This window comes from Gemmatimonadota bacterium, assembly GCA_016720805.1.
GTDB lineage: Bacteria > Gemmatimonadota > Gemmatimonadetes > Gemmatimonadales > GWC2-71-9 > Palsa-1233.
Genome location: JADKJZ010000009.1, coordinates 33,426 through 52,234, shown reverse-complemented (window position 1 = coordinate 52,234; position 18,809 = coordinate 33,426). Strand labels below are relative to the sequence as shown.

Annotated in this window: 18 protein-coding genes; 9 read left to right on the top strand and 9 right to left on the bottom strand. The window is 68.2% G+C overall.

What is annotated here, in order from left to right; all coding sequences use genetic code 11:
- Positions 1-3 precede the first annotated feature (3 nt).
- The 5 genes from IPP98_08735 (at position 4) to IPP98_08715 (ending at position 5,336) form a co-directional block, all read left to right on the top strand.
- Positions 4-318, top strand: coding sequence for a hypothetical protein (locus tag IPP98_08735; GenBank protein ID MBL0179194.1), 315 nt, complete (start codon positions 4-6; stop codon positions 316-318).
- Entirely contained in the window at positions 315-1,262 is a 948-nt protein-coding gene (locus tag IPP98_08730) for a C40 family peptidase (GenBank protein ID MBL0179193.1), read from the top strand. Before IPP98_08735 ends, IPP98_08730 begins: the two co-directional genes overlap by 4 nt.
- A 307-nt stretch (positions 1,263-1,569) precedes the next feature.
- Positions 1,570-1,869: a co-chaperone GroES gene (locus tag IPP98_08725; GenBank protein ID MBL0179192.1), complete on the top strand. Its 300-nt coding sequence runs from the start codon at positions 1,570-1,572 to the stop codon at positions 1,867-1,869.
- 28 nt (positions 1,870-1,897) lie between these two features.
- Positions 1,898-3,532 (top strand): chaperonin GroEL, encoded by a 1,635-nt coding sequence (gene groL / locus IPP98_08720; protein ID MBL0179191.1) that lies wholly within the window; start codon positions 1,898-1,900, stop codon positions 3,530-3,532.
- Between the two features lie 160 nt (positions 3,533-3,692).
- A complete protein-coding gene (locus tag IPP98_08715; protein MBL0179190.1) occupies positions 3,693-5,336 on the top strand; it encodes a M28 family peptidase in 1,644 nt (547 codons plus the stop codon).
- Between the two features lie 82 nt (positions 5,337-5,418).
- On the opposite strand, the gene IPP98_08710 is transcribed toward IPP98_08715, so the two are convergent.
- From IPP98_08710 to IPP98_08700, 3 genes are all read right to left on the bottom strand, one after another.
- A complete protein-coding gene (locus IPP98_08710) occupies positions 5,419-6,372 on the bottom strand; it encodes an HDOD domain-containing protein (GenBank protein MBL0179189.1) in 954 nt (317 codons plus the stop codon).
- Positions 6,373-6,730: 358 nt separating this feature from the next.
- Positions 6,731-9,250, bottom strand: a complete 2,520-nt coding sequence (locus tag IPP98_08705) for a S9 family peptidase (GenBank protein MBL0179188.1) — start codon at positions 9,248-9,250, stop codon at positions 6,731-6,733.
- On the bottom strand, positions 9,153-9,488 hold the full coding sequence (locus tag IPP98_08700) for a hypothetical protein (GenBank protein MBL0179187.1): 336 nt from the start codon (positions 9,486-9,488) through the stop codon (positions 9,153-9,155). The genes IPP98_08705 and IPP98_08700 overlap by 98 nt, the downstream gene beginning before the upstream one ends.
- Positions 9,489-9,620: 132 nt before the next feature.
- Between IPP98_08700 and IPP98_08695 the strand changes: the two genes are divergently transcribed.
- Complete coding sequence (locus IPP98_08695; protein ID MBL0179186.1) at positions 9,621-10,001, top strand: hypothetical protein; 381 nt, start codon at positions 9,621-9,623, stop codon at positions 9,999-10,001.
- 61 nt (positions 10,002-10,062) lie between these two features.
- Here IPP98_08695 and IPP98_08690 read toward each other — a convergent pair whose 3' ends face one another.
- Positions 10,063-10,677, bottom strand: a complete 615-nt coding sequence (locus IPP98_08690) for a S9 family peptidase (GenBank protein MBL0179185.1) — start codon at positions 10,675-10,677, stop codon at positions 10,063-10,065.
- Positions 10,596-12,371 (bottom strand): PD40 domain-containing protein, encoded by a 1,776-nt coding sequence (locus IPP98_08685; protein MBL0179184.1) that lies wholly within the window; start codon positions 12,369-12,371, stop codon positions 10,596-10,598. Before IPP98_08685 ends, IPP98_08690 begins: the two co-directional genes overlap by 82 nt.
- A gap of 114 nt (positions 12,372-12,485) precedes the next feature.
- Here IPP98_08685 and IPP98_08680 point away from each other — a divergent pair, with 114 nt between their 5' ends.
- Positions 12,486-13,859, top strand: a complete 1,374-nt coding sequence (locus IPP98_08680) for an alpha-L-fucosidase (protein ID MBL0179183.1) — start codon at positions 12,486-12,488, stop codon at positions 13,857-13,859.
- Entirely contained in the window at positions 13,846-14,733 is an 888-nt protein-coding gene (locus IPP98_08675) for a polyphosphate kinase 2 family protein (GenBank protein MBL0179182.1), read from the top strand. Before IPP98_08680 ends, IPP98_08675 begins: the two co-directional genes overlap by 14 nt.
- Before the next feature lie 4 nt (positions 14,734-14,737).
- On the opposite strand, the gene IPP98_08670 is transcribed toward IPP98_08675, so the two are convergent.
- The 4 genes from IPP98_08670 to IPP98_08655 are packed head-to-tail and all read right to left on the bottom strand — an operon-like array spanning position 14,738 to position 18,145.
- Positions 14,738-15,559, bottom strand: a complete 822-nt coding sequence (locus tag IPP98_08670; protein MBL0179181.1) for an MBL fold metallo-hydrolase — start codon at positions 15,557-15,559, stop codon at positions 14,738-14,740.
- A 21-nt stretch (positions 15,560-15,580) separates the two neighbouring features.
- Positions 15,581-16,747 carry a hypothetical protein gene (locus IPP98_08665; GenBank protein ID MBL0179180.1) on the bottom strand — a complete coding sequence of 389 codons (1,167 nt, stop codon included), beginning with the start codon at positions 16,745-16,747 and terminating at the stop codon, positions 15,581-15,583.
- A gap of 1 nt (position 16,748) precedes the next feature.
- Complete coding sequence (locus IPP98_08660; protein MBL0179179.1) at positions 16,749-17,777, bottom strand: mannose-1-phosphate guanylyltransferase; 1,029 nt, start codon at positions 17,775-17,777, stop codon at positions 16,749-16,751.
- A gap of 8 nt (positions 17,778-17,785) precedes the next feature.
- Complete coding sequence (locus IPP98_08655; GenBank protein MBL0179178.1) at positions 17,786-18,145, bottom strand: roadblock/LC7 domain-containing protein; 360 nt, start codon at positions 18,143-18,145, stop codon at positions 17,786-17,788.
- 111 nt (positions 18,146-18,256) lie between these two features.
- Here IPP98_08655 and IPP98_08650 point away from each other — a divergent pair, with 111 nt between their 5' ends.
- Positions 18,257-18,805 (top strand): hypothetical protein, encoded by a 549-nt coding sequence (locus IPP98_08650; protein MBL0179177.1) that lies wholly within the window; start codon positions 18,257-18,259, stop codon positions 18,803-18,805.
- Positions 18,806-18,809: the final 4 nt, after the last annotated feature.

The following is an 18,809-nucleotide window of genomic DNA, read 5'->3' as shown; positions in this document are numbered from 1 at the left end:
GCCATGATGCGCCGCGTCGTCCGCGTGGTGGTCCGCCTGGCGGGCTGGCTGCTGACGCCGCTGGTGTTGACCCTTGCCGCGTTCTGTGGGGCGACCGTCGTGGCGATGGTCGCCCCGGTCGTTTCCACCACGGTCGCCCTCGGCCTCGTGACCCTCGCGGGCCTCACCTCGGCGGCCGTCGGGCTCTGGCTCTGGATCCGGTTGTTGCGGGGCTCACCGGTCCTCCAGGAAGCGCTCGCGGTCACCCCCGAGGGCGTCCCGCTCGAGGCCGCAGTCGACGCGATTCTCGGGACCGCCGAACAGCCGGGAGCGCCATGATCCGCAACCTGCTCATCGGTCTCACCCTCGCTGCGGCACCAGCCGCCGCCCAGGATGGCGTCTTCCTCACGGCGGGGCGGATGCTGGCCGGCACCCCCGACGAAGCCAGCTGGCGGCTGACCGTCCAGCACGACCTGATCGGCCCCCTCGGGCTCGACCTCTCGGGACAGGTGCTCCCCGGCGCGCGCCCAGGCGACGGAGAGCTCCTCGGCGTCGGCGGGGATGTCACCATCTTCGCCGCCTCCCGGTCGCTGCCCTCCGTCTTTCTCGGCGCCGCAGTCGGCCTCGGCATGGCCGACCAGAAGCGCGTCTGGACCTCCGGCTCCATTGGCGCCCGCCTCACCCTGCTCAACATCGGCGAGGCCCGCGTTGCCGCCGAGGGGCGGTGGCGGAACCTCACGATTCCGGGCCGCGACGGCTTCGAGGTCGGCGTGACCATCGGGTACCGCCGTCGGGCCGTGGCGCCCCGCCGTCCGGAGACCGCCGGCCTCTGGGTGCCGCGCGCCACGGCGGACGCGCTCCGTTCCGCCGGGATTCCGGAGTTCAAGGCGCGGCTCCTCGGCGCCGTGGTCACCACCGCGCTCGAGGAGATGGGGCAGCCCTACGTCTGGGGTGGCAGCGGCGACGGCAGCGGCGGCTTCGACTGCAGCGGGCTGATCTACTTCGCCTACGAGAGCCAGGGCGTCCGTATCCCGCGCACTTCCGCCTCCCAGGCCAAGGCCGGGATCGCCATCCGCACCAACATCGATGCGCTCCTCCCCGGCGACATCCTGACCTTCGCCGAGAAGGGCGACCAGGTCACCCACGTCGGGCTCTACGTCGGGGAAGGGCGCTTCATCCACTCCGCCTCCAAAGGGGTGCGGCTCTCCCGACTGGCCGAGGACGATCCGGATGGACGGTGGTGGTTGAAGCGGTGGGTGGGGGTGCGGAGGATCGTGGAGTAGTCGGGAGTCGTTAGTCGTTAGTCGTTAGTCGTTGGTCGTTAGTCGTTAGAGGGCCGGGTCAGGGACGGGGGTGGCGATAGCACTCCGATCTCAACCGCGCACCCTAACGACCAACGACCAACGACTAACGACTATCTGCCATTCTGGCTTAGCACTCAGGCACGCCGATTGCCAACTCTCCCTGCACGGTTGACAGCGGCGGGTTGGCCGCTAGCTTTCGCGGGTTGTTGGCAGTCAGAGTGGTCGAGTGCCAAGTTGTTGCCTTGCTGTTACTTACCGAGATCCGTTCACGTTGGAGGTGCAGGACATGGCGAAGAGCAAGCTTGCGATTACCCCGCTCGAAGATCGAGTGGTGATCAAGCCGACCGAAGAGGCGGAGACGATGCGTGGCGGGCTGTACATCCCCGACACGGCCAAGGAGAAGCCGACCCAGGGCGAGATCATCGCCGTCGGGCCGGGGCGTTATGAGAAGGGCGAGCGCGTGCCGGTCGACCTCAAGGTCGGCGACACGGTGCTGTACGGGAAGTACAGCGGCACGCCGTTCACCATCGACGGGGCCGAGGTGATGATCCTCAAGGCCTCGGACGTCCTCGCGAAGCTCGGCTGACCGTTCACACCGAAGGGAGAATTCTGCAATGGCTGCAAAGGAATTGATGTTCGACGTGGACGCCCGCGCCAAGCTCAAGAAGGGCGTCGACGCCCTCGCTGAGGCGGTGAAGGTGACCCTCGGCCCCAAGGGCCGGAACGTCGTGATCGACAAGAAGTTCGGCTCGCCGACCGTCACCAAGGACGGCGTCTCGGTCGCGAAGGAGATTGAGCTCGCCGATCCGATCGAGAACATGGGCGCGCAGATGGTGAAGGAAGTCGCGACCAAGACCTCCGACCTCGCCGGCGACGGCACCACCACCGCGACCGTCCTGGCGCAGGCGATCTTCCGCGAAGGGCTGAAGAACGTCACCGCCGGTGCGAACCCGATGGAACTGAAGCGCGGCATCGACAAGGCCGTCGAGGCCCTCGTCGCCGAGTTGAAGTCGATGTCGGTGCCGACCAGCGGCAAGAAGGACATCGCGCAGGTCGGCACCATCTCGGCGAACAACGATCCCGAGATCGGCAAGCTGATCGCCGAGGCGATGGAGAAGGTCGGCAAGGAAGGCGTCATCACGGTCGAAGAGGCGAAGGGCCTCGAGACCACGCTCGAGACGGTCGACGGCATGCAGTTCGACCGCGGCTACCTCTCGCCGTACTTCGTGACCGATCCGGAAGCGATGGAGGCGTCGCTCGACGCCCCGTACATCCTGATCCACGACAAGAAGATCTCCGCGATGAAGGACCTCCTGCCGGTGCTCGAGAAGGTTGCCCAGATGGGGCGCCCGCTGCTCATCATCGCCGAGGACGTCGAGGGTGAGGCGCTGGCCACGCTGGTGGTCAACAAGCTCCGTGGCACGCTCAAGGTCTCGGCCGTCAAGGCGCCGGGCTTCGGCGATCGCCGCAAGGAGATGCTCCGTGACATCGCCATCCTGACCAACGGCCAGGTGATCTCGGAGGAAGTCGGCTTCAAGCTCGAGAACGCGACGCTGAACGAGCTGGGTCAGGCGAAGCGCGTGGTGATCGACAAGGACAACACCACGATCATCGACGGCAAGGGCGAAGACGGCGCCATCCAGGGCCGCATCGCCGAGATCCGCGCCGCGATCGACAAGAGCACCTCGGACTACGATCGTGAGAAGCTCCAGGAGCGCCTCGCGAAGCTGGCCGGTGGTGTCGCCGTGATCCATGTCGGCGCCGCGACCGAGACCGAGATGAAGGAGAAGAAGGCCCGTGTCGAGGACGCGCTCCACGCGACCCGCGCGGCCGTCGAGGAAGGGATCGTGCCGGGCGGCGGTGTCGCCCTGCTGCGCGCCCAGTCGGTGCTCGATGGCGTCAAGGCCAAGGGCGACGAGAAGATCGGCGTCAACATCATTCGCCGGGCCATTGAAGAGCCGATCCGTGCGATCGCCGCGAATGCCGGCGTCGAAGGGTCGATCGTCGTGGCGCGCGTCAAGGAGTCGAAGGAGAAGGCGTTCGGCTACAACGCCGCGACGGACGAGTACGAGGACCTGGTCAAGGCCGGCGTCATCGACCCGACCAAGGTGACCCGGACGGCGTTGCAGAACGCCGCGTCGATCGCCGCGCTCCTCCTGACCACCGAGTGCGTGATCGTCGAGCGGAAGGAAGAGAAGGGTGGCGCCCCGGCCGGTGGTGGCGGTGGCGGCATGGGCGGGATGTACTAGCCTCCGACCCACGCGGATATCGTAAGGGCGAGGCATGCCTCGCCCCTACAATGCCCGCCGCATGATGGAAAAACGGCCACCCCTCGGGGTGGCCGTTTGGCGTTGGGCCGCCCGACCTGATTTATTCCGGCTGCGTCTCCCCCCGCCCACCGGAGTTCCCATGCGTCGCCTGCTGCCCCTGGTCGCCCTGCTCGGGGCCTGCGCCCCGAAGGGTGAACCCGCCCTGGACCTCTCCGCCGAGCGACTGCTCGCCGACATCCGCGTCCTCGCCGATGACTCGCTGCTCGGCCGCGCGCCGGGGACCCTCGGGGAGGAGCGCACCGTCGCCTTCCTGACCGCCCAGTTCAAGGCCGCCGGCCTCGAGCCCGGCAATCCTGACGGCAGTTGGGTGCAGTCCGTCGACATGGTCGGCATCCGCGGCACGCCGGAGGCGACCATCACCGTGCGCGGACGGCCCTTCCCGCTGCGCTGGCGCGATGACTACGTCGCCGTCTCGCGCCGCGTCGTGCCCGCCGTCAACGTGGCGGCGAGCGACGTGGTGTTCGTCGGCTACGGCGTCGTGGCGCCCGAGTATGGGTGGGACGACTACAAGGGCGTCGACGTGCGCGGCAAGACGGTCGTGATGCTCGTGAATGATCCCGCCGTGCCCGACGCCGCCGACTCGAGTGCGCTCGACGTAAAGCTCTTTCGCGGCGACGCGATGACGTACTATGGCCGATGGACCTACAAGTACGAGATCGCCACCGAGAAGGGGGCTGCGGCAGTGCTGCTGGTCCACGAGGACGGTCCGGCCGGCTACCCCTGGGAAGTCGTCCGCGGCGGCTGGACCGGCGAGCGGATGGACACGCGGAGTGCCGACGGCAACGCGGGCCGGGTGGCCGTCGAAGGGTGGATCACCTCGGCCACCGCGCGGGCACTCTTCGCCGCCGCCGGTCAGGACTTTGCCCACCTGAAGGCGCTCGCCGTCATGCGCGACTTCGCACCGGTCGCCATCCCGGCCACGGCCGCCTTCAGCATTGCCCAGACCATCCGCGACGTCCGCTCGGCGAATGTCGTCGCCAAACTGCCGGGGAGTGACGCGACGCTGCGCGACGAGTATGTCGTGTACACCGGGCATTGGGACCACTTCGGCATCGGCGAAGCGGTCGACGGCGACTCCATCTACAACGGCGCCCGCGACAACGCCTCGGGCACTGCCGCGCTGCTCGAGTTGGCCCGCGCCTTCAAGACGGCAGGCGCACCGAAGCGGTCGATCCTCTTCGTCGCCGTGACCGGCGAAGAGCAGGGGCTGCTCGGCTCCAAGTGGTATGCCAACAATCCGTTGTATCCGCTCGAGAAGACGCTCGCCAACATCAACATCGACGTGCTGAATACCTGGGGCCCCACCACCGATCTCGTGGTGGTCGGCAGCGGGAGCACCACCCTCGAGGATCTGCTGGCGGATGCGGCCACGGAGGCTGGCCGGACCCTCGCCCCCGATCCGGAGCCGTCAAAGGGCTTCTTCTATCGCTCCGACCACTTCGAGTTCGCCAAGCGCGGCGTGCCGGCGCTCTACCTCGACCCTGGCACCAAGTACATCGGCAAGCCCGAGGGCTTCTCAAAGGAAAAGCGCGACGACTATACCGCGCGCGCCTACCACAAGCCCGCCGATGAAGTCGATCCGGCGTGGGACCTGAGCGGCGCCGTCGCCGACCTCGGGTTGCTCTACGCCGTGGGGCGCCGCGTGGCCGATGGCACGACGTGGCCAACGTGGAAGGACGGTACCGAGTTCAAAGCGATCCGCGAGAAGAGCCTCGGCCGCTGAGACGTCTGGCCTGAAACCGAAATCACCTCCGGGCCTGATGGCGCGGAGGTGATTCGTGCATGGCTGCGACGCGCCCGCGCGGCTATGCCGCCTGCATGACCTCGCCGACCCACGAGACGGTGCGGTGGTACGCCACGGGAAGAATCGTCGCGTCGAGGCCGAGCTGGGCGCACAGCGTGTCGACGTTGTTCCAGTCGCCCTGATCGTAGGCGATGGTCAGCTCAAGGCACGCCCGGAGCGGCGTCGGATCGCCGAGCAGCGTTGCCGTGAGTTCCTTGCCGAGCTTCATCTGCTCGAGCAGGATCGGCATCGGACGGTCGAGCAGCGCATCGAGGGTGGACAGCAGGCCCACGAGGAACAACTCCGGCCGACGTGAGTCGCCGAGCACCATCGCGCCAATCTCCTCGCACAGCTGACCCCGAAGCAGCGACGTCTGCATCAGCTCCTTCGGCTTGTGGTCGCCCGCCATCGTCATCGCCACGAGCGAGGCCCACTTGCGCGTCGGCCGCTGGCCCAGCACGCGGAGGGCCTGCCCAATCGTCGTGACTTCGTGACGCCAACCCAGCCCCGCGCTGTTCAGGTAACGGAGCAACTTCAACGACAGCGCGACCTCGCTCTTGATCAACTTCTCGAGTTCATCGACATCGAGCTCGGGGCGGTTCACCTCCGCCACCAGCTGCGCCATGCGGATCCCCGAGACGGCGATGTCCTTCTCGGCCAGCAACTCCGGCTCGCAGAAGAAGGAGCCCTGAAAGAGATGGGCGCCCTCGGTCGTCGCGGCGCCGAAGGCGGCGTAGTCCCCGACATGCTCCATGACGACCTGGAGATTGTGATGCCCGGCATGTGCCAGCAACGACTGACGTTGCTCGACCGGCGTGGCCAGCCACGAGGCCTTCACGTAGCGCATGTGGGGGAGGAGCCGCTCGTGGCCATTGGCGGGGTCGAACGCCGCCAGGGCCAGTTGGTAGCCGGCAGCAATGGCCCGCAGGCACGCCTCGACGACGTCGGGATCGCCCGGCACGCTCCGGGGGAGCATGACAATCGTCTGCTTGGGGGGGAGGACCTGGTACTGGTCCTCCACCAGGAACTGCCGCGACCCTGGGAAGATCCCGGAGTCCCCCGATGAGGGTGTCGAGCCCGAAGCCGAGCATGGTGTTGTTCACCATTTTCCGAGCAATGTCGTCGGGATTCCCGCCAACCGCCTGAAGACGGCCCGTGCGGTAGTGCAGGTCGTAGGCTACGACGTGGCGCTGCCGGTCGAAAAGCGGCTGGCGAGAAACGAAGATGTCCATAGGTGGTCGGTATTGTAGTGTGGGAGACCGATTAGGCAATGGGGGGAGACGGATTCTCCCCCCGCGTGTTAAGCCGCCGCCTGCACCGGTACCCCGCCGCGCCTATGGAGTGCCACGCTTCTCCGCGACCCGCTTGATCTCGGCGGGGGTGTCGACCGCCTTGATGCCTGCGGTGATCCAGGCCGGGGCGGGGTCCCCCTTCAGCCAGTGGCCGAACCACTCGAGGATGCGGCGTTGGTAGTCAATCTGGTTGGCCTTCTTCGAGAAGCCGTGGTCCTCGCCGTCGTACACCAGCAACACCACCTGCTTCCCGGCCCGGCGGGCAAAGTTGAAGAACTCCGTCGCCTGGAAGAACTCCACCGTCCCGTCCTTGTTGCCATGCGCCATCAGCATGGGAATGGTCATCTGGTCGACCCGCTCCAGTGCCGAGTTCCGCTGGTGGGCGGCGCGATCCTCCCAATACGGCACTTCCATTCGCGCCTGCCCGGTCTCCGAGTGGTCCGACTCCGCCGTCCCGCTGGCCCAGTGCATCTGGCCCATGAATGACACCAGGTCGGTGATGCTCGCTCCCGCAATCGTCGTGGCCAGGAAGTCGCCGCCGTGCGTCCCGAGATACGCCGCCTCGTAGCCGCCCCACGAATGGCCAACCTGACCGACACGCTTCGGATCGACGAGGCCCCGATCGGTCACCACCTTCACGGCAGCGCGCACGGACTGGATCGTGCTGATGCCCGGCTCGCGCGCGGTGAAGACAATGTCCGGCATCAGAACGAAGTAGCCCTCGAGCGTCCATGCCGTCTGGTTGTAGTACGAGCGCTCACTCGGCGCGACCCAGCTGTGCAGCTCGTCGGAGAGCCGCTCGTAGGTGTAGACGATCATCGGATACTTCTTCGATGCGTCATAGTTGGCGGGGTAGAGCAGGATTCCCTGCAGCGGGCGGCCGCCCTCGCTGGTGAACGAGAGCAGCTCCTCGCGGGTCCAGGCATATTCGCCCAGGAAGCTGTTCGTGCGGGTGATCTGGCGCGGCGCCGTGAACTCCGCCCCGGTCACGAAGACGTCGGGCGAATCCGCGCGATCTTCCGCGCGATAGATGAAGGTGGCGCTGCTGTCGGCCTTCCGGAATTGGCGGAGGCTCTTGTCGAGATAGATCAGTCGCCGCACCTCGCCGCCGGGGGTGAGACGCGCCCATCCCATGCGCTTGTCGCGTTCGCCGAGCAGCGTGACGTAGAGCGGCTTGGTCGCATCGAGGGTCGGGGCATCGAACTCGAGTCGCTGCACGCGGTGGATGATCCGGTCGTCGCGGCCGTTGGTGAGCCGAACGCGACTGCTGCCGTCGGGTGCGACACGCCAGACGTCGTACTGGTCGTACAACAGGACCGCGCGATCCCCCGTGAGCCAGCCGCCCACCCCGTACGGCGGGGTCACGTCGGTGGGCGAGTCCGAGCCACTGTTCACGAACGAGGTGGCGAGTCCGGCGGTGATATTGGTGCGCTTGCCCGACGCAATCTCGTAGGTCCAGTAGTCCTTGCCGTCATACCAGAGCAGGTAGCGACCCTCGCCGCTCTCGTAGCTGTAGCGCACCTTTTCCAGGGCGGTGGTCCGCTGCCCCGTGGCGAGGTCGGTGAGGACCACGTCGACGTAGCGCCGACCGAACATCGTTCCCCACGCGTATTTGGCCGTCGGCTTCTCGACCGCGTGTCGCCACCCTTCCAAGAGCGTCGGCGTGTCCACCGGATCGAGGCCCACCCGGGTGAGGGTCCCCGTCGACAGCTGCCACACGGCGGGCAGCCCACGCCTGGCGTCAGCCGCCAGGCGGTTCTGTTGCGCAGGAAAGAGTTGCACGTCCGAGGTGTGCCAGATCTGGACCGTCGACGCCGAGTCCGTTGAACTGCCGCTCTTGGTCGTCGAGTCGGCTTTCGCCGGGCGCGGCCGAGTGCTGACGACGACGCGCTGACCGTCCAGCGACCACCGTGGCGCCGTCTGGTCGACGACGTCGAAGGCGCTGCCGAGCGCCGCGTTGTTGCTGTCGAGCACGAATCGCGTCGGCGTGCCGGCGAGCGCGCGCCACACGATCACCGACTCGCCGGGCGTCTCAGTTCCCGCCGGCGCCACGGATCGGAAGAAGACCAGGTCCGAGGATCCCTTGCGGAAAGTGAGCACTCGATAGCTCGACGCGGAGCTCTCCAGCGCGCGAACGCGGCCGGTGGCCGGATCGTACAGCTGCACGCCGTTTGCGGTCGGCGTTCCGGTGGTGATGGTCATCGCGAGCAAGCTCCCTTCGTCGCTCCAGCGATACTCGCCAACGTCCTGGAACGACATCTCCGTCCCGGTGGCGAGTTCGACGACCCGAAGCGTGGCGCCTTTTCCCTTGATCTCCGTCGGTGCGTAGCCGAGCATCGCGATGAACCGGGCGTTCGGGGAGAAGGTGGAGAGCCGGACCGCCTCGTACGACCGCTGTGCGCCAGACGCCAACGTCGCCACCGTCAGCCCGCTCCGGATCGGCTTCTTCTCCCGGGTGAGCTTCTCACGTTCCTTGATCGAAGTCTCGACGGTCCACGCCAGGTACTTGCTGTCGCGACTGAAGGTCGGCGAGATCCCCGAGCGGCACGATGCGGTCCGCATCGTCGCGGTCGGTTCGGCGAAAGTGGAGCTCACCGTCGGCGTCGGACTTCGTCAAGCGGTAGGCGTACCACACCCCATCCGGGGCGAGGGCATCGCCACCGAAGGTCTCGAACCGACCATAATCGGCCGGGGTCATCGACTTCCGGGCGGCGGCGAGACCCTGTGCCGGAAGGGGGCCGGTCGGGAGCAGCAGGACGACGGCAAGGAGCCAGCGCCGGGACAGGACGGGGAGTGGCATGGTGGTGTCGGTGTGTGAGGGGAGAATCGAAAACCGTCTGAAAGCTAGCGCGGCCGGTGCATTCCGGTGCCACCCGGGGCCCCAGAGTATCATTCAGTGTCGCCGAACCACTCGCCATTCAGGAGTCTGACCGTGCTGATCCGTTTCGCCACGATTGCCGCCCTCACGCTGGTCCCCGCTTCCCTGGCAGCCCAGAAGGCCGCCCCGGACATCACCGGGACCTGGCGCGTGGACGCCGGAACGGATGTGAAGAACGGCCCCCGCGAAGTGATCATCCGTGCCGATTCCAGCGCGAGTTGGGGGAAGGAGACGGTCCGCTGGCGGGTGAAGGACGGCAAGATCTGGATTGCGCTGGGTGGGGAGTGGGAGATCTACAAGCTCAAGCAGTCCGCCACCGCGATCACCCTCTCGGGAGGCGACCTGACCAAGGCAGTCACCCTCAAGAAGGTCGGTCCGGCTACGCCGCGAGCCATCGGGGTGAAGGTCCCGGGCGACCCGGACGCCGGTAGCTGAGACGCTCGAGGCCGCATGCCCAACGGGGCGCCACGCACGATGCGTGGCGCCCCGTCGCGCATCAGGGTGCGGCCGCCTTGGGCGCCGCCGCCGGCGGACCACCCTCGGCCAGCCAGTGGCCGAACCACTGCCGGATCCGCCCGAGGCGGTCGACCAGCAGCCACGGCTCGCCAGTGCGCGAGAGGTCGTGGTTGGAACGCGGATAGCGGACAAACTCGGCCGGCACGTTGAGCGTCTTCAGCGCCATGTACCACATGTCGGCCGTCGCCATCGGCGTCCGGTGATCCTCTTCCGACTGCACGATCAGCGTCGGCGTCTTCACCCGCTTGACGAAGCGAATCGGTGACAGCGTGTCGTACATCACCTGATTCTCCCACGGCTTGCCGAAGAACTCGTCGTTGGTCAGCGACTGCACGTCGGTGGTGCCCCACCACGCGTTCCAGTCGCTGATCATCCGATCGGCCTCGGCGGCCTTGAAGCGGGTGGTCTTGGTGGTGATCCACGCCGTCATGAAGCCGCCGTAGGACCCGCCACTGACGCCCATCCGCGTCGAGTCGACATCGGGGCGGATCGAGACGATATCCACCGCCTTCATCAGGTCCAGGTAGTCCTTGCCACCCCAGTCACCGCGTGAGGCGTTGGTGAAGGCGGTGTTGGCCCGACGAGCCGCGCGGATTGGTGAAGAGCACGAACATCCCCGCCCCGGCCAGGTTCTGGAACTCGTCGAACCAGCCGTCGCCGTACGCCGAGTGCGGGCCGCCGTGGATGTACATCACCACCGGATACTTCTTGCCGGGCTGGTAGCCGTACGGCTTCATCAGCCACGCCTCGATCTCGAGGTTGTCGACCGACCGGTACGTGAAGAACTCCGCGTCGGACCAGGCCACCTCCGTGTTGAGGGCGTCGTTGAAGGTCGTGAGCTTGCGCTCGTTCCGGCCCTCGATGTCCGAGGTGTAGAGCTCCGTCGGGTGCGTGTGATCGGTGCTGATGTACGTCAGGGTGGTGCGGGCGGAGTCGTACTGGATGTTCGACACGCGTCGACGCCCACCAACGATGGTGCGGATCTCCTTCGGTGGCCGGATTCACCGCATAGAGGCCGCTGCTGCCACCGACGTCCGTCGCCATCCGGATCGTGCCGTCGCCCCACCAGGTGAAGTTGCCGGGTTCGTACCGCCAGCCGCCGAGGACGTCGACCGGCTTGGTGGTGCCAGCCGCCAACACAAACAGTCGCTGGCTCTGATAGCGGCCGCGGCGCCCGGTGAAGGCAAGCTGCTTCGAGTCCGGGGACCAGACGGCCCCAGTCTCCTCGCCGAAGTACTCGATCCTCGTCGGGACACACGCCGCGGTGTGCGCCTCACAGGCGGCCACCGGGAGCATGAAGAGGTCGGTGCCATCGCGGTCTGCCTCGTCACGCTTCCGCGAGAATGGCAGCTTCGCCAACGAGTCGCGCTCGCGCGTCACCATCGAGTCGGCCCGCAGCTTGGCATCGGCCGAGAAGACGATCCACTCGCCGTTCGGCGAGACCACCGGATTGCGGTGTGAGTACGCCGCGCTCGTCAGCGTGATCCGCTCGCCGCCTGCCCGCTGCAGGAAGAGCTGCGCCGCCGGGCGCGCACGTGCCGCTGCACCAGTGTCGGCTGCTGCTCCACCGGGACCCCCCGCGCCGGCGCGGCCCGTGCTGGCCACGAAGCCGTTGCCGTTCGCCTTGTAGCGACTGTCGGTGAAATGCATGCCGTCGAAGCGCGCCGGATCGACCGGGGCGGTAATGGCCGAGGCCGAGGGGCGCGCCAACGGTGGCATCGCCGCATACGGGCCAGTGGCTGGCGCGGTGCCTGGTGCGCCGCCCGGGAAGCCGCCGCCACCACGTCCACCGCCACCCCGCCCGCCACCTGCGCCACCGCTCGCACTGTCGCCCGAGGTGATGCGGAATCGCTTGTCCGTCGGCTGACTCCCGGCAGGGGCCGCTGCGGGCGGCGTCGCGGTCGGCTGAAAGGCCTCACCCACCTCATCGACGCGCAGCGCCCAGTTCGTGCCACGGCCACCAGGCCGCGTCGAGGTGAAGTACAGCGTCTTGCCGTCGTCCGACCATCGCGGGCCGCTGCTCTCGTACCCGGACGAGGTGAGTCGGCGAGACGGGCCGCCCGCGACCGACTGCAGCCAGACTTCGCTGTGGCGCTTGTTGCCCGCCTCGTTGACGGTGGTGACCGTGAAGGCCACCGACTTGCCATCCGGCGAACGAGCCGGGGCACTCACCTGGGTGACGCGGTACCAGTCCGCCGGGGTGAAGGCGCGGCCCGCGGACTGGGCCGGGAGCAGGGCGGGAACGAGGAGCAGCACCGCCGCAAGGCGAGGCGTGAGACGAGCCATCATGAACGACTCCGCGGGAAGTGGTGGGGCAGTCCCCAAAGGTGGTGCGGTCCCCGCCTTCCCGCCACCTCGCGGCTGGCGCTACCTTCAACGATCTCCCTCTCTCGCGGATCGCCGATGTCCTCTTCGTTCCTCCTCCCTCGTCGCGACTTCCTTGCCGTGGGTGCCTCGGCGCTCGCCGCACGGCATCTCCGTTGGCCGGCGCGCACCACTCGCCCGGTGCCGAGCGCCGATCAGCTGCAGTGGCATCGCGATGAGCTGGCACTCTTTGCGCACTTCGGCGTGAACACCTTTACCGATCGGGAGTGGGGAGAGGGAACCGAATCGCCGACGATCTTCAATCCGACCGCCCTCGATGCAAGGCAGTGGACGCGGGCCGCGAAGGCTGCCGGCTTCAAGATGGTGATCCTCACGGCCAAGCATCACGACGGCTTCTGCCTCTGGCCGACCGCCACGACCGCGCACTCGGTCAAGTCGTCGCCGTTCCGCGGCGGCACGGGCGATGTCGTGCGCGAAGTGGCCGACGCCTGCCGCGCCGACGGACTGCGCCTCGGCCTCTACCTCTCGCCGTGGGACCGCAATGCCGCCGTGTACGGCTCGGACGGCTATCACGACTTCTACCTCACCCAGCTGCGCGAACTGCTGACGCGCTACGGTCGGGTGGATGAAGTCTGGTTCGACGGCGCCAACGGCGAGGGACCGAATGGCAAGAAGCAGATCTACGATTGGCCGCGGTACTGGGCCGAGGTGAAGCGGCTCCAACCGCAGGCGGTGATCTTCTCGGACGCTGGCCCGGACATCCGCTGGATCGGCAACGAGGCGGGCACGGCGGGGGAGACCAACTGGTCGATGGTGGACCCGCGTGTCGTCTCCGCGCCGGGTGTCAGTGGCGAAGGCGTGACACGGATGCTCCAGCAGGGCGACCCCAACGGCAGCGTCTGGCGCCCTGGCGAGACCGACACCTCGATCCGCCCGGGGTGGTTCTACCATCCCGCCGATGATGCCAAGGTGCGGAGTGTCGACAACCTCGTCGACATCTACGTCAGTTCCGTCGGCCGCAATTCCAAGCTGCTGCTCAACGTCCCCCCGACGCGGGATGGGTTGCTCCACGAGACGGACGTTGCGCGGCTCGCAGGGATGCGGCGGGCGCTTGATGCGCGCTTCGGGGCGTCGCTCGCGGTGGCCAGCGAGAGGCGCAGCGGCGAGGCGAGCGGCACGACCGGCCGTCTCGAGTACATGCTGCCGACACCTCGCAGCGTCGGCTGGGCCACCCTCCAGGAACCGATCCAGCACGGTCAGCACGTCGCCGCGTGGCGGATCGAGGGGTTGGCGGGCGATGGGAGCTGGAGCCCGATCGCGCGGGGGACCACCATCGGGCACAAGCGGATCGTCGCGTTGCCGCGCGGAACACGCTACGGCATTCGATTGGTGATCGAGCAGGCCCTCGCGCCGGTCAACGCCGTGAGCATGGTGCTGCATGCCGAAGCGTGACCGCCTCTTCGACGTCGATGCCTTTCGCGTCCGTCCCGATCATGCCGTCGACCTCGCAACCCTGCCGACGAAGGTCCCCGACGTCTACAAGGACAAGGACGACTATCAGGACCTCCTGGAGGAGCGCACCAAGCGGCTCCGGCACCTGCAGAACCTCCTCTACGCCGACGATCGCCACGCGCTGCTGGTGATCTTCCAGGCGATGGATGCCGCCGGGAAGGACGGTGCCATCAAGCACGTGATGAGCGGCGTCAATCCGCAGGGGTGCCAGGTCTTCTCGTTCAAGGCGCCGTCGGTCGAGGAACTCGACCACGACTTCCTCTGGCGCGCCGTGCGCTGCCTCCCCGAGCGCGGACGGATCGGCCTCTTCAATCGGTCGTACTATGAGGAGACGCTGGTGGTGCGCGTCCATCGCGACATCCTCGATCGTCAGCCGCTCCCCGAAAAGATCCGCTCGTCCGACGACATCTGGGAGGAGCGGTTCCGCTCGATCCGCCACTTCGAGCAGCATCTCGCGCGGAACGGCACCCGGATCGTGAAATTCTTCCTGCACCTCTCGAAGGAGGAACAGCGCTCGCGCTTCCTCGAGCGCATCGACGACCCTGAGAAGCAGTGGAAGTTCTCGGCGGGGGACGTGCGCGAGCGCGGATACTGGGATGCCTACCAGAAGGCGTACGGCGAGACGCTCGCGGCGACCTCCACCGACGACGCGCCCTGGTATGCAATCCCCGCGGATGGCAAGAAGAATGCACGGCTGCTGATCTCCGAGGTGCTGATTCGCACGCTCGAAGCCATGCCGCTGAAGTTCCCGGCATCGACGGAGTCACCCGAGGCGCTGGCCGCGTTGCGCGCCCAGCTGCTGTCCGAAGGGTGAGGCGCTAGCGGAAGAGGGTGCGCTGCACCGGGCCGTGCACGCCGACCGGCGCCATCGGCCCGTCCTGCTCCGCCAGCCACAGCTCACCGACGAACCCCGCCTCTCGCAGGCGGGGTTCGACGCTTCCGCGCGCCGTCTCGGGATTGTTGCAGCGCTGGCTCAGGTGGGCCAGGACCACCGTGTGCAGTTCGTCGTGGTGCAGTTCGATGAGCAGCTGCGCAGCGTCGTGATTGCCGAGATGCCCACTGGGCCCCGCGATGCGGTCCTGCACCACGGCGGGATAGCCGCTGGTCCGCAGCAACGCCTCGTCGTGATTCGACTCGAGCACCAGGCAATGCCGCTCCCGGAGAAAGAGCCGCACCGCCTGCGTTGGCCGACCGAGGTCGGTGGCCATGCCGAGCGAGGTGCCGTCAGGCAGCGTCACCGCGAGCGCGACCGGTTCCGCGGCATCGTGCGATGTGGGGCACGCGGCCACGGTGAACGGCCCGACGGTCGCGACGCCGCGCGATCCGATGGGGAGGTAATGGCACGGGTCGCCACCACGCGCGAGCGCGTGGAAGGTGCCGAAGGAGGCGAGCAGCGGGATGTCGTGGCGACGCGCCAGCTTGGTGGCACTGGCGGCGTGGTCGCCATGTTCGTGCGTAATGGCCACGCCGACAAGCGCCGAGGCGTCGAGACCGGCGTCGGCAAGCCGCCGGTCCAGCTCACGCAGCGAGTAGCCCGCCTCGAGCAGCAGGATGGCCCCGTCGTGGACGAGCGCGAAGGCGTTGCCCTTGGAGCCCGAGCCAAGGACCACCAGCTCGGCGACCGGCGGCCGGTCGTTCACGGTCCGGACGGCGCCGCCCGATCAGTCGCGGGCGAGACGCGCATGCAGCCCACGGAGCGACGCCTCCATCGCGGCATCGACGGCGACCTGACGGCGGGGCAGGATCCGCCCCGCGGTCGCAATGAACGCGTCGACCGTCAAGCGCTCGGTGCTGTCGCCGCCCCACGCGAAGGCCGGCACCCACTTCGGCGCCCGCGGCGGCCCGAAGAGATTGGCCCCGCCGCCGACGACCGCGCCGGTGGGCATCAGGGTCCCGATCGCCGTCTTGGCGTGGTCGCCGAAGAGGGTGCCGAGATTCGTGCGCCCGGTTTCGACGCGCTCCGCGCCGATGTCGAGCCGGATCGGACCGTAGGTGTTCTTGAGGTTCGAGGTGATCGTCCCGGCCCCGAGGTTCACCCACTCACCAACCACGCTGTGCCCCAGGAAGCCGTCGTGGCTCTTGTTCGCGTAGCCCTGGAAGACGGTGGTGCTGATCTCGCCATGGATGCGGCAGTGTGGGCCGACGCTGACATGGCGCAGTTGACCGCCGACGATGAGGGTGTCGTGCTCGACGAGCGCCGGTCCCTCGATGCGAGTCCCGGCACGGACCTCGACACCACGCTCGAGGATGATTGCCCCCTTGCGAGCATCCAGGATCACGCCGGGTTCCAGGGTCGCGCCGCGCAACGCGATGGCGCCCGGATTGCCGAACACGATGACGCCGTCGGGGATCGGGTCGCTCGTGCCGTCAAGGCTGCCGAGGAGATCGTTGAACAGCAGTTGCTCGAGCGCGGTGATCAGGTCGAAGGCTCCGCGAAGCGCCATTCCCTCGATGACGATGCCGTCGCCATCGTTGTGTGGCCCGCTCCACGGCTCGCCGGCGTCGAGCCGCCACGCGACGGCGCGCCCGCCACTGAGCAGCCGCTTCGCACCACCGACGGCGCGCATCGGCAGCTTCGGCGCAAACGTGCTGTCGACGACCCACGCGGGGCCGCTCACGGCGGTTGCGGCGACGACCGGAATGGCCCCGGTCGGGCGGGGGCCGGCAGCGTGCGGCGCAATGTGGCCGGCGACCGGGCCGCCGAGGGCGCGGCGCCACCGTTCGTGCAGGCGCCACGCGCCGGCACGGAGTTCACCAAGGGGAAGGGCACCAGCGTAGGGCGCCCACGCGGCGCCGGGTTGCATCGGATCGAGCAGATACAGCGTCATGTCACTCCAGGTCACGCACCTCGGCAGGGAGGGCGTCGAGGGTTTGCTTGAGTTGTGGCGCACGTGCGCGGTCGAGGACCAGCGTACGCTGATTGGCGTGCACGACCACCAGCTCGCGCACGCCCGAGAGGACCATCGGCGGCCCATCGTTCCAGACAATGCAATCGCTGCAATCGACGAGCGTCACGGGGCCATGGACGACGTTCCCCTGGCGATCGCGCGGCCGGACTCGGGCCATCGCCTCCCAGGTGCCGATGTCATCCCAGGCGAAGTCGCCCGACACGACCGCGACCGCCGCGGAGCGCTCGAAGACGCCGACGTCGATCGAGACATCGCGCACGCCCGCAAAGAAGCCGGCGACATCACCGGCGTCGAGGGCGGGCAACCAGGGGGCGATCTCGTTGGTGTGCAACATCACTTCGCGTCGCAGATCGGCGGCACGCCACGCGAAGAGGCCGCTGTTCCAGAGGGCGCCGTCGGCCATCAGGTCGAGGGCTGTCGCGGCGTCGGGCTTCTCCTGGAAGCGGTCGACCGCCCGCGCCGCACTGTCGAGTCGGGCCCCCGGCACGATGTAGCCGAAGCCGGTCTCGGGCCGGGAGGGCACCACGCCAACCGTGACCAGGCGGGAGTGCCGCGCGGCCGTCTCGAGCGCTGTCGCGGCGCTCGCCACGAAGGCGGCGGGGTCGCGGATCGTCCAGTCGGCGTGCATCGAGATCACTTCGGCCCCCGGGTCGCGCCGCTCGGCCTCGATCGTCGCCCAGACCAGCGCCGGGGCCGTGGACGCCGCCCGCGGCTCGATCAGGTAGTTCTCGATCGGGACCGGAAGCGTGGCCTGGAGCGCCGCCGCCAGGGACCGCCCGGTGACCACCAGGATCCGCTCGGGCGGGATGAACCCGGTCAGGCGGTCAATCGCTTCCTCCGCCGTGGACCGCACGCCGGCGAGCGGCAGCAGCTGCTTGGGGCGGGCAGGGGAGGAGAGCGGCCAGAATCGGGTCCCGGACCCGCCGGCAAGGAGGACAGCCCACTGCATGGTCGACCTCAGGCCAGGGAGGCGAGCGCGGGGCCGTGGCGCCGCAATTCGTACAACAGGGTCCCGAGGTCCCCCTGGTCCGACGCGAGGACCACCAGCGAAGCGGTGCTGCCGGTGAGGCGCCGCAGGACGAGGGCCCCGCCGGCGGCGTCCACCACCACCTCCGTCGGCATCCCGACGCCGGCGGCGTGGCTCAGCCCGACCAGGGAGCGGAGCGCCGTGGCACCCAACGCAGCAACGGCCTCCCGATCCACCCCTTCAGGGAGGACCGAATCGACCACCAGGCCCTCGTCGCTGACCACCACCACGCCGGCCACTTCGGGACGCTCGGCGAGGGCCTGCAGGACCGATCGAAGGGGCGACGTCACGGGTGCGCTCCGGCAAGGGAAGGGACGGCGCGAAGCTAGGGCCGCCGAGGCGCGGAAGTCAAGCAATGATCGCGGGTTGCCGCGCTCCCGCGAGCGGTCTAACCTTCTCCCATGAGTCCTCGTCCCCTGCTCCTTCTGGCGCTCGTCGCCGCCGTCGCCTGCAGTGACACGCAGCTCGGCGATGCGGCCACCGCGAACATCGTCGACACCGTCTCGCTCGGAGCCATCAACGGCGCCGCGCTGACCACTCCGGCGGCCTTCTCGATCACCGTGGGCAGCCCGATCCGAACCGACCAATCATCGGCCTTCGATTTTGCCTACGACATCATCCCCGGCAAGGGCCCGGTCCTGCTTCCCCTCGCGGCGCTCGGTCTCGGCACCGGGGGCGGCAGCAACCCAGGGTTGCAGAAGGTCACCACGGCGTTCGATGACCTGAAGTCCGGGCCGACGAGTGGCTGGCTCTCGACGGACACGATTCCGATCGCGGTCGGCGACGTCGTGGCCGGGCGCTCACGCGTCACCTGCTACCTTGGCGTCCCCCAATACGCCAAGCTCCAAGTCCTCGCATTCAACGATCTGCTCAAGACGGTCGATCTCAAGGTGCTGGCCAACGTGAACTGTGGCTACCGCAACCTCGAGCCCGGCTTCTCGCGGAACTGAGCTG

Coding starts and splice junctions, on each gene's coding strand:
- IPP98_08735 (MBL0179194.1), top strand. CDS start 4: ATGATGCGCCGCGTCGTCCGCGTGGTGGTCCGCCTGGCGGGCTGGCTG.
- IPP98_08730 (MBL0179193.1), top strand. CDS start 315: ATGATCCGCAACCTGCTCATCGGTCTCACCCTCGCTGCGGCACCAGCC.
- IPP98_08725 (MBL0179192.1), top strand. CDS start 1,570: ATGGCGAAGAGCAAGCTTGCGATTACCCCGCTCGAAGATCGAGTGGTG.
- groL (MBL0179191.1), top strand. CDS start 1,898: ATGGCTGCAAAGGAATTGATGTTCGACGTGGACGCCCGCGCCAAGCTC.
- IPP98_08715 (MBL0179190.1), top strand. CDS start 3,693: ATGCGTCGCCTGCTGCCCCTGGTCGCCCTGCTCGGGGCCTGCGCCCCG.
- IPP98_08710 (MBL0179189.1), bottom strand. CDS start 6,372: ATGCTCCCCCGGAGCGTGCCGGGCGATCCCGACGTCGTCGAGGCGTGC.
- IPP98_08705 (MBL0179188.1), bottom strand. CDS start 9,250: ATGCGGACCGCATCGTGCCGCTCGGGGATCTCGCCGACCTTCAGTCGC.
- IPP98_08700 (MBL0179187.1), bottom strand. CDS start 9,488: ATGCCACTCCCCGTCCTGTCCCGGCGCTGGCTCCTTGCCGTCGTCCTG.
- IPP98_08685 (MBL0179184.1), bottom strand. CDS start 12,371: ATGATGGCTCGTCTCACGCCTCGCCTTGCGGCGGTGCTGCTCCTCGTT.
- IPP98_08680 (MBL0179183.1), top strand. CDS start 12,486: ATGTCCTCTTCGTTCCTCCTCCCTCGTCGCGACTTCCTTGCCGTGGGT.
- IPP98_08675 (MBL0179182.1), top strand. CDS start 13,846: ATGCCGAAGCGTGACCGCCTCTTCGACGTCGATGCCTTTCGCGTCCGT.
- IPP98_08665 (MBL0179180.1), bottom strand. CDS start 16,747: ATGACGCTGTATCTGCTCGATCCGATGCAACCCGGCGCCGCGTGGGCG.
- IPP98_08660 (MBL0179179.1), bottom strand. CDS start 17,777: ATGCAGTGGGCTGTCCTCCTTGCCGGCGGGTCCGGGACCCGATTCTGG.
- IPP98_08650 (MBL0179177.1), top strand. CDS start 18,257: ATGAGTCCTCGTCCCCTGCTCCTTCTGGCGCTCGTCGCCGCCGTCGCC.